Consider the following 18,148-nt stretch of genomic DNA (forward strand, 5'->3'; position numbering starts at 1 on the left):
GTGAAGCAGTCGCGTGTCGAGGACATCCTGCCGCTGTCGCCGTTGCAGCAGGGCCTGCTGTTCCACGCGCTCTACGACGGGACGGCATCGGACCTCTACACGGTGCAGTTCGTGCTGGACCTGGCCGGTCCGGTCGACGGCGACCGGATGCGGGACGCCGTCGGCACGATCCTGGCCCGGCACGCCAACCTCCGGGTCGGCATCCGGCAGCGCCGCACCGGGGAATCGGTGGCGGTGGTGCCGCGCGAGGTCACGCCCGCCTGGCAGGAGCACGACCTGAGCGGCCATCCGGTGGCCGGACGCGAGGGTGAGGTGGCCCGGCTGCTCGCCGCCGACCGCGCCGCCGGTTTCGACCTGGCCCGGCCGCCGCTGCTGCGCGCCGCGCTGATCCGTACCGGGCCGGACCGGTCCCGGCTGGTGCTCACCAACCACCACGTGCTGCTCGACGGCTGGTCGATGCCGCTGCTGGCCAAGGAGTTGTTCGCGCACTACGTGGCCGGCGGACACGACCGGACGCTGCCGGCGGTCACCCCGTACCGCGAGTACCTGGGCTGGCTCGACCGGCAGGACCGGGACGCGGCCGAGCAGGCCTGGCGGGACGCGCTGGCCGGGCTGGCCGGCCCGACGCTGCTGGCGCCCGCCGACCCGGGCCGCCGGCCGACCACCCCGCGGCAGCTCACCGTGTCGCTGCCCGAGGAGTTGACCGGCGCGCTCACCGCCGCCACCCGCCGGCTCGGCGTCACGCTCAACACGGCCGTACAGGGCGCGTGGGCCCTGCTGCTCGGCGCGCTCACCGGCGACGACGACCTGGTCTTCGGCGCCACGGTGGCCGGCCGGCCACCGGAACTGCCCGGCGTGGAGTCGATGCTCGGCCTGTTCATCAACACGGTGCCGGTGCGGATCCGCCTCGACCCGGCCGAGTCCCTGGCTGCCCTGCTGGTGCGGGTGCAGGACGAGCAGGCGTCGCTGATGGCGCACCAGCACCTGGGCCTGGCCGACATCCGCCGGCTGGCCGGCTCCGGCGATCTGTTCGACACCCTGACGGTCTTCGAGAACTACCCGCTGGACCCGTCCGCGCTGGACCTGGGCGGCACGGGCCTGCGGGTCACGGCGGTCACCGGCCACGACGCCACCCACTACCCGCTCACCCTGGCCGTGCTGCCCGGCGAGCGGCTCACCCTCCGGCTGGACCACCGGGCGGACCTGCTGGACGAGCCGGCCACCCGCCGGATCGCCGACCGTCTGGTCCGCCTGCTCAGCACCGTCGTGGACGCGCCGCAGACCCCGGTGGCCACGCTCGACGTGCTCGACGACGTGGAACGCGCCGTCGTGCTCGGCACCTGGGCCACCGGCCCGGCCGCCGTGCCGCCGCGCACCTTCCCCGACCTGTTCGCCGCCCAGGTCGCCGCCCGCCCGGAGGCGCCGGCCCTGATCTGCGACGACGACACCATGTCGTACGCCGAGCTGGACGCGGTCGCCGACCGGCTGGCCCGGCTGCTGATCGCGCACGGCGTGGGCCCGGAGCGGACGGTGGCGCTGGTCCTGCCGCGCAGCCCGGAACTCGTCACCGCCGCGCTCGCGGTCAGCAAGGCCGGCGGTGCGTGGTTGCCCGTCGACCCCGACTACCCGTCGGACCGGATCGCGTTCATGCTCCGGGACGCCCGGCCGGTGCTGTTGGCCACGATGACCGGGATCGCGCTTCCCGACACCGGCGTGCCGCACCTGCGGCTGGACGAGCAGTCGACGGTCACCGACTGGTCGGCGCAGCCCGCGGGGCCGCTCACCGACGCCGAGCGCCTCGCCCCGCTGCGGACCGGACACCCGGCGTACGTCATCTACACCTCCGGCTCGACCGGCCGGCCGAAGGGCGTCGTCGTCACCCACGCCGGGCTGCCCAGCTTCACCCGCGCGGTCGTCACCGGTTTCGACGTCGACGAGAGCAGCCGGGTGCTCCAGTTCTCCTCGCCCAGCTTCGACGCGTCAGTTCTGGAACTGTGCGCGGCCTTCGGCGCCGGGGCGGCGCTCGTCGTGCCCTCCCCGGGGCCGCTGGTCGGTGACGACCTGGCGACGGTGCTGGTCGACCAGCGGGTGACACACGCGCTGATTCCGCCGGCCGCCCTGGCCGGCCTGCCGGACGTGGCCCCGCCGGTACTGCGCACCCTGGTGGTCGGGGGTGACGCCTGCGGCGAGGACCTGGTCGCCCGGTTCGCGCCCGGCCGGCGCATGGTCAACGCGTACGGTCCGACCGAGATCACCGTGGCCGCCACGCTCAGCGCGCCGCTGGTCCCCGGCGCCGGCGCCCCGCCGATCGGCACCCCGATCGCGGGCGCCAGGACCTACGTCCTCGACCGGTTCCTGCGTCCGGTTCCGCCCGGTGTGGCGGGGGAGCTGTACGTCGCCGGACCCGGCCTGGCCCGCGGCTACCTGGACCGGCCGGGGCTGACCGCCGACCGCTTCGTGGCGGACCCGTCCGGCGAGCCCGGCGGGCGCATGTACCGCACCGGCGATCTGGTCCGTTGGCGCTCCGACGGGGCGCTGGAATTCGTCGGCCGGGCCGACGCCCAGGTGAAGATCCGTGGTTTCCGCGTCGAGCCGGGCGAGATCGAGGCGGTGCTCGCCCGCCATCCGGCCGTGGCGCAGGTGACGGTCGTCGTCCGCGAGGACCAGCCGGGCGTACGGCGCCTGGTGGGCTACGTCGTGCCGGCTCCCGGCGCGCTTGTCGACGGGGTGGCGCTGCGCGCCCACGTCGGCGCCGAGCTGCCCGAGTACATGGTGCCGGCGGCGGTCGTCGGCCTGCCCGCGCTGCCGCTGACGCCCAGCGGGAAGCTGGACCGCCGCGCGTTGCCAGTACCCGGGTTCGGCTCCGGCGGTGGCGGGCGTACCCCGGCCACCGCCGGCGAGTCGCTGCTCGCCGGGCTCTTCGCCGAGGTGCTCGGCCTGGACGCGGTCGGTGTCGACGACAGCTTCTTCGACCTGGGCGGGGACAGCATCGTCTCGATCCAGCTGGTCAGCCGGGCCCGCAAGGCGGGCCTGTCGTTCACCCCCCGGGACGTCTTCGTGCACCGTACGGTGGCCGCGCTCGCCGGGGCCGCTGTCGTGGTCGACGCCACGGCGGTGGCCGACGACGACGGCACCGGGGAGGTGCCGCTGACACCGATCGTGCACTGGCTGCGCGAACGCGACGGGCCGGTCGACGGCTTCCACCAGTCCATGCTGGTGAACACGCCGGCCGGGCTGCGGTCGGACCACCTCGTCGCCGGCGTGCAGGCGGTGCTCGACCACCACGACGCGCTGCGGATGCGGCTGATCGTCGACGAGTCGGGTGAGTGGCGGCAGGTCGTCGGCGAGCGCGGCGCTGTGGCAGCCGCGGAACTGGTGACACGGGTCGACGCCGCCGGGCTCGACGCCGGCGCGCTGCGCGGGCTGGTCGAGGAGCAGGCGAAGACGGTCCAGGCCGGACTGGCCCCGGTCGCGGGACGGATGCTGCGGGCGATGTGGTTCGACCTCGGTCCGGACCGCCCCGGCCGGCTGCTGCTGGCCCTGCACCACCTGGTGGTCGACGGGGTCTCCTGGCGGATCCTGCTGCCCGACCTCGCCGCCGCCGTCCGGGCGGTGGCCGCCGGGCGTACCCCCGAGCTGGAGCCGGTGCGGGCCTCGCTGCGCCGATTCGCCGGCCGGCTCGCCGCCGAGGCGGCGCGGCCGGAACGGGTGGCCGAACTGGACGGCTGGCTGGCCCGGCTCGGCGATGCCGAGGCCCCGCTGGCCGACCGTCCGCTGGACCCGGCCCGGGACACGGTGGACAGCGGGCGGACGGTGACCGTCACGCTGCCCGCGGAGCGCACCGGGCCGCTGCTGACCCGGGTGCCGGCTGCCTTCCACGGCGCTGTCAACGACGTGCTGCTCACCGCGTTGACGCTGGCCGTCGGCCGGTGGCGACGGCGGCGCGGCGCGGCCGGGCGCACCGACCTGCTGATCGACCTGGAGGGGCACGGCCGCGAAGAGCTCGACGCGGGGCTGGACCTGTCCCGCACCGTCGGCTGGTTCACGAGCATGTACCCGGTCCGCCTGGACCCGGGTCCGCTCGATCTCGACGAGGCGTTCGCCGGCGGCGCGGCCGCCGGCCGGGCGGTGAAGCGGGTCAAGGAACAGCTGCGGGCGGTGCCGGACAACGGCATCGGGTACGGGCTGCTGCGGCACCTCAACACCGAGACCGCTCCCCGGCTGGCGGCGGCGCCCGCGGCCCAGATCGGTTTCAACTACCTCGGCCGGTTCCGGGCCGACGACCGCGGCGACGCGGACTGGGCGGTCGCCGCTGACGCCGAGGCGATCGGTGGCGGTGCGGACGGGGCCCTGGCGGTGCCGCACGCCGTCGAGGTCACCGCCGTCACCCGGGACCACGCCGACGGCCCGCACCTGTCCGCCACCTTCGCCTGGCCGCAGACCCTGCTCGCCGAGGCGGAGGTGCGGGCGCTCGCCGACGACTGGCTGGCCGCGCTGGAGGCCCTGGTCCGGCACGCCGCCACGCCGGGTGCCGGCGGGCACACCCCGTCGGACCTCCTGCTGCCGCTGTCCCAGGAGGAGATCGAGTCGATCGAGGCCGCCCGGCCGGACGCGACCGACCTGCTGCCGCTGTCCACTTTGCAGGAAGGCCTGCTCTTCCACGCCCTCTACGACGGGCCGGACCGCGACGTCTACACCGTGCAGCTCTGCTTCGACCTGGCCGGCGAACTCGACGGGGCGGCCCTGCGCGACGCCGCCGACGCGCTGCTGGCCCGCCACCCCAACCTGACGGCCGGATACCGGCAGCGTCCCAACGGCGAGTCGGTCCAGGTGCTGGCCGCCGGGCTGCGTGCCGGGTGGCGGGAACACGACCTGCGCGCGCTGACCGACGCGGCGCGGGCCGAGCGGGCCCGCGAGTTGCTCGTCGCCGACCGGGCCGAGGGCTTCGACCTGACGCGCCCACCGCTGCTGCGGTTCACCCTGCTGCGCCTCGGCGACACCACGCACCGGCTGGTGCTCACCAACCACCACATCCTGCTGGACGGATGGTCGGTGCCGACGCTGATGCGCGAGCTGCTGACCCTCTACGCCGGTGGCGGCCGGGAACTGCCCCGGGTGGCGCCGTACCGCGACTATCTGGCCTGGCTGGGCGCGCAGGACCGGACGGCCGCGGAGCACGCCTGGACCGACGCGCTCGCCGGTCTGGCCGAGCCCACCCTGCTCGTACCGGCCGACCCGGCCCGGGCGCCGCAACCGCCGGAGCCGCTCACCGTCGACCTCTCGACCGACCTGACCGCCGCGTTGCGGGCGCAGACCCGCCGCCACGGGATCACCCTGAACACGATCCTGCAGGGCGTCTGGGGCGTGCTGCTCGGCGCGGTCACCGGCCGGCAGGACGTCGTCTTCGGCGGCACCGTCGCCGGCCGCCCTCCGGAGATCCCGGGCGTGGAGACCATGGTGGGCCTGTTCATCAACACCCTGCCGGTGCGGTTGCGGCTGGACCCGGCCGAGCCGTTCGTGGGGCTGCTGTCCCGCCTGCAGGACGGGCAGTCCGCGCTGATGGCCCACCAGCACCTTCCGCTGACCGAGGTGCAGCGGCTGGCCGGGCACGCCGAGCTGTTCGACACCCTCGTGGTGTTCGAGAACTACCCGCTGGACCCGAAGCTGCTCAGCCTGCCCGGCTCCGGTCTGCGGCTGACCGGGGTGTCCGGCCGGGATGCCACCCACTATCCGCTGACCGTCACCGCGATCCCCGGGGAGCGGCTCCGCCTGCACCTGGACCACCGCGCCGACCTCATCCCCGCCGAGGCCGCGCGGCGTCTCGCCGATCGGCTGCTCGGGCTGCTCGGTGCGGTGGCCGTCGACGCCGACACGCCGGTGGGCCGGCTGGACGTGCTGACCGCCGCGGAGCGGCACCTGGTTCTGGCCGAGTGGAAGGACAGCGGGCAGCCCGAGCCGGAGTCGGCAGGCGGGGTGGCGGGCCGGTTCGCCGCGCAGGCCGCCCGTACCCCGGACCAGGTCGCCGTCCGCACCGTCGACGGCGCCGGCCTGACCTACCGTGACCTGGACGCCCGGGCGAACCGGCTGGCCCGGCACCTGGTCGCGCTCGGTGTCGGGGTCGAGGACCGGGTGGCCCTGCTCCAGGAACGCTCGGTCGACCAGGTCGTGTCGGTGCTGGCGATCCTCAAGGCGGGTGCCGCGTACGTGCCGCTGGACCCGCGCTACCCGGCGCACCGGCTGACCCACATCGCCGGCGACACCGGCAGCTCGGTCCTGCTCACCGACCGCGCGATGGCGCATGTGCGGTTCGACCACGGCATGACGGCGGTGACGGTCGACGACGAGACCACCGCCGCCGAGATCGCCGCCCGGCCGGACGCCGACCCGGACCGGCCGGCCCATCCCCGGCAGCTCGCCTACGTCATGTACACGTCGGGTTCCACCGGCACCCCCAAGGGCGTGATGGTCACCCACCACGACGTGGTGAGCCTCGCCGGGGACCGCTGCTGGCGTACCGACCGGCAGCGCCGCGTCCTGCTGCACTCGCCGCTGGCCTTCGACGCCTCGACGTACGAGCTGTGGGTGCCGTTGCTCAGCGGCGGCCTGCTGGTCGTCGCGCCGCCCGGCGACCTGACCATGGACGATCTGCGGGCGGTCCTGTCCGGCGGCGCGGTCAGCGCGCTCTGGCTGACCGCCGGGCTGTTCCGGCTGCTGGCCGAGGAGGCCCCGGAGGCGTTCGCCCGGGTGCAGGAGGTCTGGACCGGCGGGGACGTGGTGCCCGCACCGATGGTGCGTCGGGTGCTGGCCGCCTGCCCCGGCCTGGTGGTCGGTGACGGCTACGGCCCGACCGAGACCACCACCTTCGCCTCCCACCACCTGATGCGCGCGGTGGCCGAGGTGCCCGACTCGGTGCCGATCGGGCGGCCGCTGGACAACATGCGGCTGTACGTGCTCGACGACTTCCTGCGTCCCACGCCGCCCGGGACGGCCGGTGAGCTGTACGTCGCCGGAGCCGGACTGTCCCGGGGCTACCTGAACCGGCCCCGGCTGACCGCGCAACGGTATCTGGCCGACCCGTTCGGCCCGGCCGGGGAGCGGATGTATCGCACCGGCGACGTGGTGCGCCGGCGCCCCGACGGCGCACTGGAGTTCGTCGGCCGCGCCGACGAACAGGTCAAGATCCGCGGCTTCCGGATCGAACTCGGCGAGATCGAGGCGGTGCTGGCCCGCGAACCCGGCCTGGGCCAGGTCGCCGTGGTGGTGCGCGAGGACCGCCCCGGCGACAAGCGGCTCGTCGCGTACGTCGTGCCGGCCGCCGACGCACCCACCCCCGAGGCGGAGACGCTGCGCGCCCGAGCCGCCACGGTGCTGCCCGAGTACATGGTCCCGGCCGCGGTGGTGACGCTCGACGCCCTGCCGCTGACCGGCAACGGCAAGGTGGACCGGCGGGCCCTCCCGGCACCCGACTACACGGCCGGCTCCACTCGCCGGGCGCCGCGCAACCGGCAGGAGGAGACGCTCTGCGCGCTCTTCGCCGACGTGCTCGGCCTGACCGAGGTCGGCATCGAGGACAACTTCTTCGCGCTCGGCGGCCACTCGCTGCTGGCCACCCGCCTGGTCAGCCGGATCCGCACCGCGCTGGGCGCGGAACTGGCCATCCGGGATCTGTTCGAGTCGCCCACCGTGGCGGGCCTGGCCGAGCGCCTCGGCGGGGCGAAGGCGGCCCGGCAGGCGCTCACGCCGATGCCCCGCCCGGACCGTATCCCGCTGTCCTACGCGCAGAACCGGCTCTGGTTCATCAACCGGCTCTCCGGCGCCGACTCCCCGTACAAGATCCCCATCCTGCTGCGGCTGACCGGTGAGCTGGACGTGGCAGCCCTCCGCGCCGCGCTGCGCGACGTGATCGCCCGGCACGAGAGCCTGCGCACCGTCTACCCCGACGTCGACGGCGACCCGTACCAGGTGGTCCTCGACCCGGACGCGGCCTGCCCGGAGGTCACCGCCGAGCCGGCCGATGCGGACCGGTTGCGTGTGCTTCTGCTCGCGGAGACCGCGCGCGGCTTCGACCTGGGCGTGGACCCGCCGCTGCGGGCCCGGCTCTTCGCCCTCGGCCACGGGGAGCACCGCCTGCTGCTGGTGCTGCACCACATCGCCGGTGACGGCTGGTCGATGGCGCCGCTGGGCCGGGACTTCTCCACCGCGTACGCCGCCCGCGTCGCCGGCCGCGAGCCGGAGTTCGGCCCGCTGCCGGTGCAGTACGCCGACTACGCCATCTGGCAGCGGGCGGTGCTCGGCGACGAGTCCGACCCGGGCAGCGCGATCGCCGAGCAGGTGCGGTTCTGGCGCGACGCCCTGGCCGGCGTCCCGGAGGAGCTGACGCTGCCTGCCGACCGGCCGCGCCCGCCGGTCGCCACCCACCAGGGCGGCATGCTGAGCTTCGTCGTCGAACCGGCGTTGCACGAGCGGCTCGACGCGCTCGCCCACGCCACCGGGGCGAGCCTGTTCATGGTCTTCCAGGCGGCCCTGGCGGCCCTGCTCACCCGGCTGGGCGCCGGCACCGACGTGCCGATCGGCAGCCCGATCGCCGGGCGTACCGACGAGGCCCTCGACGACCTGGTCGGCATGTTCGTCAACACGCTGGTGCTGCGTACCGACACCGCCGGCAATCCGACCTTCCGGGAGCTGCTCGACCGGGTCCGCACCGCCGACCTGGCCGCCTACTCCCATCAGGACACTCCGTTCGAGCGGCTGGTGGAGGTCCTCAACCCGCCCCGGTCGATGGCCCGCAACCCGCTGTTCCAGGTCATGGTGGTCCTGCAGAACAACGCCACAGTGGAACTGGACCTGCCGGGGCTGCGGGTCACCGTGGACCAGGTCGGCGCGCACGCCGCCCAGTTCGACCTGTCGATCGACCTCACCGAACGGCCGGGCGCGAACGGCGGCATCGACGGGCGGCTGGACTACAGCGCCGACCTGTTCGACGACGCGACCGCCCAGCGGATCCTCGCCGGACTCATCCGCATGCTGGAGGCGGCGGTGGCCACCCCCGACGCGCCGATCGGCGTCGTCGACGTGGTCGGGCGGGACGAACGGTGGCTCGTGCTCGACGACTGGAACGTCACCGGGCGGCCGCTGCCCGACGAGGACACGGTGGCGCTGATCCGGGCGGTCGCCGCCACCCGACCCGACGCGGTGGCGGTGACCGACCCCCGGCAGACCGTCACCTACGCCGGGCTGCTCGCCCGCGCCGACGCCCTCGCCGCGCGGCTGCGCGCCGCCGGTGCCGGGCGGGGCGCGCTCGTCGCGTTGCTGACCGACCGGGGCGTGAACGCCGTCACCGGCGTGCTGGCCGCGCTCACCGCCGACGGCGCCTATCTGCCGCTGGACCCGCGCTCGCCGGTGGCGCGCAACGCCGACCTGCTGGCCGGCAGCGGCAGCCGGTGGCTGCTGGTGGACCCCGCGTACGAGGCGGCGGCGGCCGAGGTGGTGGCCCGCGCCGGGGTGCCGATCACCGTGCTGCCGTTGGCGGGTACCGGTCCGGTGACGCCGCCGGCGCCACTGACGGCCGGCCCGGACGACCTCGCGTACGTCATCTTCACCTCCGGTTCCACCGGCCGCCCGAAGGGCGCCATGGTGCACCGGCAGGGGATGCTCAACCACCTGCTGGCCAAGGTGGAGGACCTGGATCTCACCGCCGGCGACGTCGTCGTGCAGAACGCCGCGCTCACCTTCGACGTGTCGGTGTGGCAGATGCTCGCCTCGCTGCTCACCGGCGGCGCGGTGGACGTCGTCGACGACGAGACGGCGCTGGACCCCGGCGCGCTGTTCGGCCGGGTGGACGCCCACCGGGTGACCGTCCTGGAGGTGGTGCCGTCGCTGCTGCGCACCGCGCTGGACGCGTGGGACGCCGGCGCGCCGCCGCCGCGACTGCCGGCACTGCGCTGGCTGCTGGTGACCGGCGAGGCGCTGCCACCGCAGCTGTGCCACAGGTGGCTCGCCCGCTACCCCTCCGTCCCGCTGCTCAACGCGTACGGGCCGACGGAGTGCTCGGACGACGTCACCCACGCGGTCGTCACGGTGCCGGCCGACGCCGCGGGTGACCGGGTGCCGATCGGCCGCGCGGTGCGCAACACCCGGCTGTACGTGCTGGACGCGAACCTCCAGCCGGTGCCGCCCGGCGTGCCGGGCGAACTCTGCGTCGGCGGCGTCGGGGTCGGCCGGGGCTATCTGGGCGACCCGGCGCGCACCGCCGCCGTCTTCGTCGCCGACCCGTTCTCCGGCCGGCCCGGGGCCCGGCTCTACCGCACCGGCGACCGGGTCCGCCACCGCGCGGACGGCCAGTTGGAGTTCCTCGGCCGCGCCGACGACCAGGTCAAGATCCGTGGACAGCGGATCGAGCTGGGCGAGGTGGAGGCGGCGCTGCGCGGCGCCCCCGGGGTGACCGCCGCGACGGTGGCGGTGAACACCGACCCGGCCGGCACGAACCGGCTCGTCGGCTACGTGGTCGGCGACGCCGCACCGGAGACGGTGCGCGAGCACGTCGCCGGCCGGCTGCCGGACGCGATGGTCCCCTCGGCGGTGCTCGTCCTGGACGCGCTACCGCTGAGCGCCAACGGCAAGGTCGACCGCCGGGCGCTGCCCACGCTGGACTTCTCCACGGGCGGCGCGGGCCGGGCCGCCCGCACGCCGCAGGAGGAACTGCTCTGCGGGGTCTTCGCCGAGGTGCTCGGCGCCGCCCGGGTGGGTGTGGACGACGACTTCTTCGCCCTCGGTGGCCACTCGCTGCTGGCCACCCGGATCGTCAACCGGGTCCGCACGGTCTTCGGCGTGGAACTGCCGGTCCGGTCGGTCTTCGAGACCCCGACCGTCGCCGGCCTCGCCGCCCGGCTGCTGGCCGGGCAGGACAGCCGTCCGCCGCTGCGCCCGGCCCCGCGCCCGCCGCTGGTGCCGGTGTCGTACGCGCAGCGCAGGCTGTGGTTCCTCAACCGATTCGACGCCTCCGACGTCAGCTACAACGTGCCGCTGGCGCTGCGCCTCGACGGCGAGCTGGACGGAGGCGCGCTGCGTGCCGCGCTGGCCGACGTCACCGCCCGGCACGAGACACTGCGCAGCGTCTTCGTCGAGGTCGACGGCGAGCCGTACCAGCGGATCCTCGACCCGGCGGCAGCCGTGCCGGCGCTGGCGGAGCGGGACGTGACCGCCGGTGAGCTGCCGGCCGTGCTGGCCGCGGCGATCGGGCACCGGTTCGACCTGGCCGGTGAGCCGCCGCTGCGCGCGCACCTGTTCCGCCTCGCCACGGACAGCCACGTCCTGCTGCTGCTGATGCACCACATCGCCAGCGACGGGCAGTCGGCCGGACCGCTGTCGGCGGACCTCGCCGCCGCGTACACGGCGCGCCGGGCCGGACGCGCGCCGGAGTTCACCCCGCTGCCGTTGCAGTACGCAGACTTCGCGATCTGGCAGCGGCAGGCCCTCGGCGACCAGGCCGACCCGGCGAGCCTGGCCGGCCGGCAGACCGCCTACTGGGCCGACGCCCTGGCCGGCCTGCCCGAGCAGCTCGAGCTGCCGGTGGACCGGCCCCGGCCGGCGGTCTCCTCCCGCCGGGGCGGCAGCGTCACCTTCGACGTGCCGGCCGAGCTGCACGGCCGGCTGACCGGCCTGGCCCGGGACCGGCAGGCGAGCCTGTTCATGGTCGCGCAGACCGCGCTGGCCGCGCTGCTGACCCGCCTCGGGGCGGGGGAGGACATCCCGCTGGGCACGCCGGTCGCGGGCCGGGTCGACGAGGCCCTCGACGGGCTGGTCGGCTTCTTCGTCAACACGCTGGTGCTGCGGGCCGACACCGCCGGTGACCCGAGCTTCGCCGAACTGCTGGACCGGGTCCGCGCCACCGACCTGGCCGCGTACGCGAACGCGGACGTGCCGTTCGAGCGGCTGGTCGAGGTGCTGAACCCGGCCCGGTCGGTGGCCCGGCATCCGCTGTTCCAGGTGGTGCTGGCGGTGCACAACCACGCCCGGCTCGACGTGGCGCTGCCCGGGCTGGCCGTGTCCGCCCTGACCGCGGGCACCGGCGGGGCGAAGTTCGACCTGAACGTCAGTCTCGCCGAACGGGCCGACGCCGACGACGCGCCGGCCGGCCTGTCCGGCCGGATCGAGTACAGCGCCGACCTGTTCGACCACGCCACGGTCGAGCGGATCGCCGCGCGGTTCCAGGCCGTACTCGACGCGCTGGCCACCGACCCGGAGCAGCCGATCGGCGCGGTGGACCTGCTCACCGAGCAGGAACGCCGGCAGGTGCTGGTGACGTGGAACGACACGGCAGCGCCGGTGCCGGCGGCGACCCTGCCGGAGCTGTTCGCCGCGCAGGTCGCCCGTACGCCGCACGCCCCGGCCCTGGTCGACGCCGACACCGAGCTGACCTACGCCGAACTGGACGAGCAGACCGACCGGCTGGCCCGGCTGCTGGTGGCGCACGGCGTGGGACCGGAGCGGTTCGTCGCGGTGGCGCTGCCCCGCTCCGCCCGGCTGGTCGGCTGGCTGCTCGCGGTGCTCAAGGCCGGCGGCGCGTACGTGCCCGTCGACCCGGGCTACCCGGCGGACCGGATCGCCTTCATGCTCGCCGACACCGTACCGGCGCTGCTGCTCACCGACGCGGCCACGGCGACCGCCCTGCCGGCCGGGCGGGCCGGCGACGTGCCGCGGCTGCTGGTGGATCAGGTGGAGCCCGACGGTGTCGCCGCCGAGCCGTCGCCCGGCACCGGCCGCGCCGCCCCGCGGCCGCACAACCCGGCGTACGTCATCTACACCTCCGGCTCGACCGGGCGGCCCAAGGGGGTGGTGATCGAGCACCGCTCGCTCACCGACTACCTCACCTTCGCCGGGGGCGGCTACCGGGGCGTTCGCGGCAGCGTGCTGCTGCACTCGTCGGTGTCGTTCGACCTGAGCGTGACCGGCATGTGGGTGCCGCTCACCGTCGGCGGCACCGTGCACGTCGCCGGCCTGGACGACGATCCGGCCACCCGGCGGCGGCTGGCCCGGCACGCCTGCACGTTCCTCAAGGCCACTCCCAGCCACCTGCCGTTGCTGGCCGCGCTGCCCGACGACTACGCGCCGACCGACGAACTGCTGCTCGGCGGGGAGTTGCTGCTCGGCGAGGTGGTCGACGACTGGCGCAAGCGGCATCCCGGGGTGGCCGTCTACAACATGTACGGCCCGACCGAGACCACTGTGAACTGCACCGAGTACCGGATCGAGCCGGGCCGGCAGGTGCCGCCGGGGCCGCTGCCGATCGGCGGGCCGCTGGCGAACACCCGCCTGTACGTGCTCGACGCCCGGCTGCGTCCGGTGCCGCCCGGCGTACCGGGCGAGCTGTACGTGGCCGGTGGCGGCCTGGCCCGCGGGTATCTGGCCCGGCCGGGCCAGACGTCGGGCCGGTTCGTGGCCGATCCGTTCGGCCCTCCCGGCACCCGGATGTACCGCACGGGTGACGTGGTGCGCTGGACCGACACCGGCCAGCTGATGTTCCTGCGGCGGGTCGACGACCAGGTCAAGCTGCGCGGCTTCCGCATCGAACTGGGCGAGATCGAGGCGCTGCTGACCGCCTCCGACGAGGTCGCCCGGTGCGCGGCGGTCGTCCGCGAGGACCGCCCCGGCGACCAGCGGCTGGTCGCGTACGTGGTGCCGGCCCCGGGCGCGTCGCCGCAGCCGGCCGCGCTGCGGGCGCTGGTGGCCGCGGCGATGCCCGAGTACATGGTGCCCGCGGCCGTGGTGGTCCTCGACGACCTGCCGCTGACCCCGAACGGGAAGCTCAACCGGGGCGCACTGCCGGTGCCGGACACGACCGACACCGGCGCGGGAGCCCACCGGCGCGGCCCGCGCAGCCATCGCGAGCGGGTGTTGTGCGGCCTGTTCGCCGAGGTGCTCGGCGTGTCCGAGGTGGGCATCGACGACGGCTTCTTCGACCTGGGCGGGCACTCGCTGCTGGCCAGCCGGCTGATCAGCCGGGTACGCGCCACCTTCGGGGTGGACCTGGCGCTGCGTACGCTGTTCGAGGCGCCCTCGGTGGCCGAGCTGACCGACCGGCTGGACACCGGCGACGACGGCCGGGGCGCGTTCGAGGTGCTGTTGCCGCTGCGCCGCCACGGCGCCCGGCCGCCGCTGTTCTGCATCCACCCGGCAAGCGGATTCAGCTGGTCCTACTCCGGCCTCATGGGGCACCTCACCGACCGCCCGATCTACGGGCTCCAGTCCGCCGGCCTGGCCGGGCAGGAGGACCTGCCGGACAGTGTCGGGCGGGTCGCCGAGGACTACCTGGCCCGAATCCGCGAGGTCCAGCCCACCGGCCCGTACCACCTGCTCGGCTGGTCGTTCGGCGGGTTGGTCGCACACGAGATCGCGGCCCGGCTGCGTGCGCGGGGGGAGCGGGTGGCACTGCTGGCGATGCTGGACGCGTTCCCGAAGACCGAGGCGGAGCGGGCCGACGGGGGCACGCTGAACCGCGCGGAGTTCCTCGCCGGGATGCTTCAGCTCGCCGGCTACCCGGCCGACGCCGACGGTGCGCCGGCCGGCGAGGAGCAGGTGGCCGAGCTGCTCAACCGCAACGAGGGCGTGCTCGGCCGGCTGGAGGCGCGACACCTCACCGCGCTGTACGAGGTGTTCGCCAACAACACCCGGCTGGCCCGTGAGCACCGGCCGGGGCACGTGGACCTCGACGCGCTGCTGTTCGTGGCCACCCGGGACCGGGCGCCCAGCCTGGACCCGGTGGCCGCGTGGCGACCGCACCTGTCGGGCGTGCGCACGCACGACGTCGACTGCCGGCACAACGACATGACCCAGCCGGAGCCGTTGGCCGCCGTCGGCCGGGTGCTCGCCGACCGCCTCGCGGCGATCGACGCCGAGGCCGACCGGCACGCCGCCGACGACACGCACGCCGGGACCGGCGGGCATGCCGCCGCCGCCGGCGACCAGACCACCGCCGGCGTCCGCGCCGGCGCCGACCCCGAGGGGGACAGATGAGCAGCAACCCGTTCGAGAACGAAGAGGGGCGGTATCTGGTGCTGGTGAACGACGAGGGGCAGCACTCGCTGTGGCCGTCGTTCGTGCCGGTGCCGGAGGGATGGCAGGTCAGCTTCGGCGAGGACAGTCGGCAGGCCTGCCTCGATCACGTCGAGCGCGAGTGGACGGACATGCGGCCGAAGAGCCTGGTCGCGGCGATGGCCGCGGACGGCGCCGAGCGCGCGGAGCCGGGGGAGTAGTGGTGGAGCAACGCACCGCGCTCGTCACCGGAGGCTCCCGCGGCATCGGCCGCGCCGTCGCGCTGCGGCTGGCCGAGGACGGGTACGACGTGGCGTTCTGCTACCGCGCGGGCGGCGACGCGGCAGCGGAGACCGCCGACGGGATCAAGCAGCGGGGGGTGCGGTGCTTCCACGCCGCCTGCGACGTGGCCGACCCGGACGCGGTGAGCGAGTTCGTCGCCGCCGCCGAGGCGGAGCTCGGGCCGGTACGGACGCTTGTCAACAGCGCCGGCATCATCCGGGACAGTCCGCTCGTGCTGATGCCGTTCGACGACTGGCAGGCGGTGCTCGGCACCAACCTCACCGGCACGTTCAACTTCTGCCGCAGCGTCGCGTTCGGCTTCATGAAGCGCAAGCTCGGCACGGTGGTCAACGTGTCGTCGGTCGCCGGCGTGTACGGCAACGCCGCCCAGGCCAACTACTCGGCCAGCAAGGGCGGGATCAACTCGCTGAGCCGGGCGATGGCCAAGGAGCTGGGCCCGTACGGCATCCGGGTGAACGTGGTGGCGCCCGGGTTCATCGAGACGGACATGACCGCCGGGCTGACCGAGAAGGCCAGGGCGAAGGCCACCGGCATGATCCCGCTGCGCCGGCTCGGACAGCCGGCCGACGTGGCGGACCTGGTGTCCTTCCTGGCCTCCGACCGCGCCGCCTACATCACCGGCCAGGTGCTCCAGGTCGACGGCGGAATCGTGCTCTGAGGCCCGAGCCGGCCCTGAGTCGGCCCTGAGCCGGTCTCGAGCCGGCGCGGATGGAATACCCGTAGCGGATCGCGAAGGAGAGCCATGAGCCGCAGTTTCGCCGTGCCACTGGACGCGGTCGACGAGGTGCAGGTGCACGCCGACGGGGTGACCGCGGTCAAGCGGATCGTGGCCGACGACCCGTACCTGGTGGGTCACTACCCCGGTTTCCCCATCTACCCGGGCGTGTTCACGGTGGAGACCGTGCACCAGGCGGCCCGGCGGGCCGTCGAGGCCGGCCGGGGCCCGGGGGTGCGGGTCGAGCTGGCCGCGGTGCGGTCGGTCCGGTTCCGGGCGCCCCTGCTGCCGGGGGACGTCCTGACGGCAGCGTGCCGTCTGCGGGAGGACCCGGACGGCGGGCAGCGGGTGCGGGTGGACGCCGACTGCCGTCGCCACGACGGCGAGGTCACCGCGAAGGTGAGCCTGGAGCTGCTGGTCCTGTCGCAGGAGCCGGCCGATGCTTGAGTACGCCGAGCTCACCGCGATCCTGCCGCACCGGCACCCGATCCTGCAGATCGACCGGGTCCTGGAGGTCGAGCCGGGCCGGCGCATCGTCGCGGTCAAGGCCGTCACCGGCACCGAGCCCTGCTTCGCCGGCCTCACCGACGGCCTGCCGGCGAGCGCGTACGCGTTCCCGCCGGCGCTGATCGTGGAGTCGCTCGGGCAGGCCGGGGCGGCGCTCTGGGTGCTCTCCGCGCGGGCCGGCGGCGACGAACCCCGGGGCACCCTGGTCTTCGGCGCGGCCCGCGACTTCCGGTTCGCCGGCGCGGCGTACCCGGGCGACGTCATGCGCCACGAGGTGGTGGTGGAGTCGCTGAAACCGAACAGCGCGGTCATGCGCGGCGAGACCTGGGTCGGTGACCGGCGCATCGCCGTCGTCGGCTCGATGCTCGCGGTCGCCCGGCCGGAATCCGAACTGGCCGCCGGACCGACCGGCTGAGCCAACCGACACACGAAGGGAAGACAGATGACCCAGGTCATGAGTGACCGGATGAACGAGCTGCGCGAGGTCGTCGCCGAGGTGCTCGAGGTCGAGCCCGAGGAGATCACCGAGACCAGCCACTTCGTCGACGACCACGACGCGGACTCGCTGCGCGCCATCGAGATCCTCGCGCGTCTGGAGAAGATGTACAAGATCGAGATCCCGCAGACCGAACTGCCCCGGATGGAGAACCTCCGGGCGGTGCACGACGTCGTCAAGCAGTACGCCGGCTGGCAGGACTGATCCGACTCGACCCCTGTCCCGCCGCGGGCGCCGCCGCATGTCGGCCCCGCGGCGGACGGCCGCCCGGAGGTGCGCCGTGACCTGGTACCCCGTCGGCGAGACCGAATACGACGGCGAACGCCTCGCCGTGCACCGCGGTGCGGGCGGCGGACCCGCGCTCGTGTTCGTGCACGGCCTCGAGGACTCCTGGCAGACCTGGCGGCCGTTCGCGAACGAGCTGACCGCCGGCTCGCGGTGGACTCCCTACGCCCTGGACCTGCCCTGGCGGGCCGGTGCCGACTACGGCTGGGTGCACCGCACCGGACCGTCCGTGCTGCTACGGCGCGCACTGGAGTTGCTGCCCCAGCCGCCCGCCGTGCTCGTCGGGCACTCGTTCGGTGCGAACGGGGTGCTGGAACTGCTCGCCGCGACGGACCGGCCACCGGTGGCCGGCGCGGTCCTGCTCGCCCCGTACTTCCGGCCCTCCGACGACCCGGTCACCTGGCAGCTCTTCGAGCGCGAGCTGGCCCGGTTCCGCGGCGTGATCGGCGAGGGGGTGCGCCGCCGGATGGGAGAGCGGGGGCGGACACTCCCGACGGACCTGGTCGGCACGGTCGTCGCCAAGGCACTCGACCGGGTGGGCCCGCTGGGCTTCGTGGCGCTGCTCCGCCAGTTCGTCACCACCGCCGACCTCGACCTGAGCGCGGTCCGCGAGCCCACGCTGGTGGTCAGCGGAGCGCTCGACCCGGCCCTCGCCGGACCCCGCGCCGACGCGCTGCTACGGGCCATGCCGTCGGCCACCGCCCACACCCGACCCGACGGCGGTCACTTCTGCCATCTGGAGCAGGTGACCGAGGTCGCCGGCGAGGTCCGGCGGTTCCTCGCGACGCTGCCCGTACCCACCCTGGTCTGAT

7 protein-coding genes are annotated in these 18,148 nt (G+C 74.9%); all 7 read left to right on the forward strand.

The features are described 5' to 3' along the window. The 7 genes from F8279_RS00755 (at position 1) to F8279_RS00785 (ending at position 18,147) form a co-directional block, all read left to right on the forward strand. Entirely contained in the window at positions 1-15,012 is a 15,012-nt protein-coding gene (locus F8279_RS00755; RefSeq protein ID WP_151498777.1) for a non-ribosomal peptide synthetase, read from the forward strand. Further along, a complete protein-coding gene (locus F8279_RS00760; RefSeq protein WP_091416763.1) occupies positions 15,009-15,251 on the forward strand; it encodes an MbtH family protein in 243 nt (80 codons plus the stop codon). Before F8279_RS00755 ends, F8279_RS00760 begins: the two co-directional genes overlap by 4 nt. After that, positions 15,251-15,991: a 3-oxoacyl-[acyl-carrier-protein] reductase gene (gene fabG / locus F8279_RS00765; RefSeq protein ID WP_091416767.1), complete on the forward strand. Its 741-nt coding sequence runs from the start codon at positions 15,251-15,253 to the stop codon at positions 15,989-15,991. The genes F8279_RS00760 and fabG overlap by 1 nt, the downstream gene beginning before the upstream one ends. 84 nt (positions 15,992-16,075) lie before the next feature. Beyond that, positions 16,076-16,495, forward strand: a complete 420-nt coding sequence (locus F8279_RS00770) for a 3-hydroxyacyl-ACP dehydratase FabZ family protein (protein ID WP_091416770.1) — start codon at positions 16,076-16,078, stop codon at positions 16,493-16,495. Continuing rightward, a complete protein-coding gene (locus tag F8279_RS00775; RefSeq protein ID WP_151498778.1) occupies positions 16,488-16,970 on the forward strand; it encodes a 3-hydroxyacyl-ACP dehydratase FabZ family protein in 483 nt (160 codons plus the stop codon). The genes F8279_RS00770 and F8279_RS00775 overlap by 8 nt, the downstream gene beginning before the upstream one ends. Before the next feature lie 27 nt (positions 16,971-16,997). After that, positions 16,998-17,255, forward strand: a complete 258-nt coding sequence (locus F8279_RS00780) for an acyl carrier protein (protein ID WP_225853065.1) — start codon at positions 16,998-17,000, stop codon at positions 17,253-17,255. Positions 17,256-17,331: 76 nt separating this feature from the next. Then, positions 17,332-18,147, forward strand: coding sequence for an alpha/beta fold hydrolase (locus F8279_RS00785; RefSeq protein WP_175438664.1), 816 nt, complete (start codon positions 17,332-17,334; stop codon positions 18,145-18,147). Position 18,148: the final 1 nt, after the last annotated feature.

This window comes from Micromonospora sp. AMSO1212t (genome assembly GCF_008868145.1).
GTDB classification, from domain to species: Bacteria; Actinomycetota; Actinomycetes; order Mycobacteriales; family Micromonosporaceae; genus Micromonospora; species Micromonospora tulbaghiae.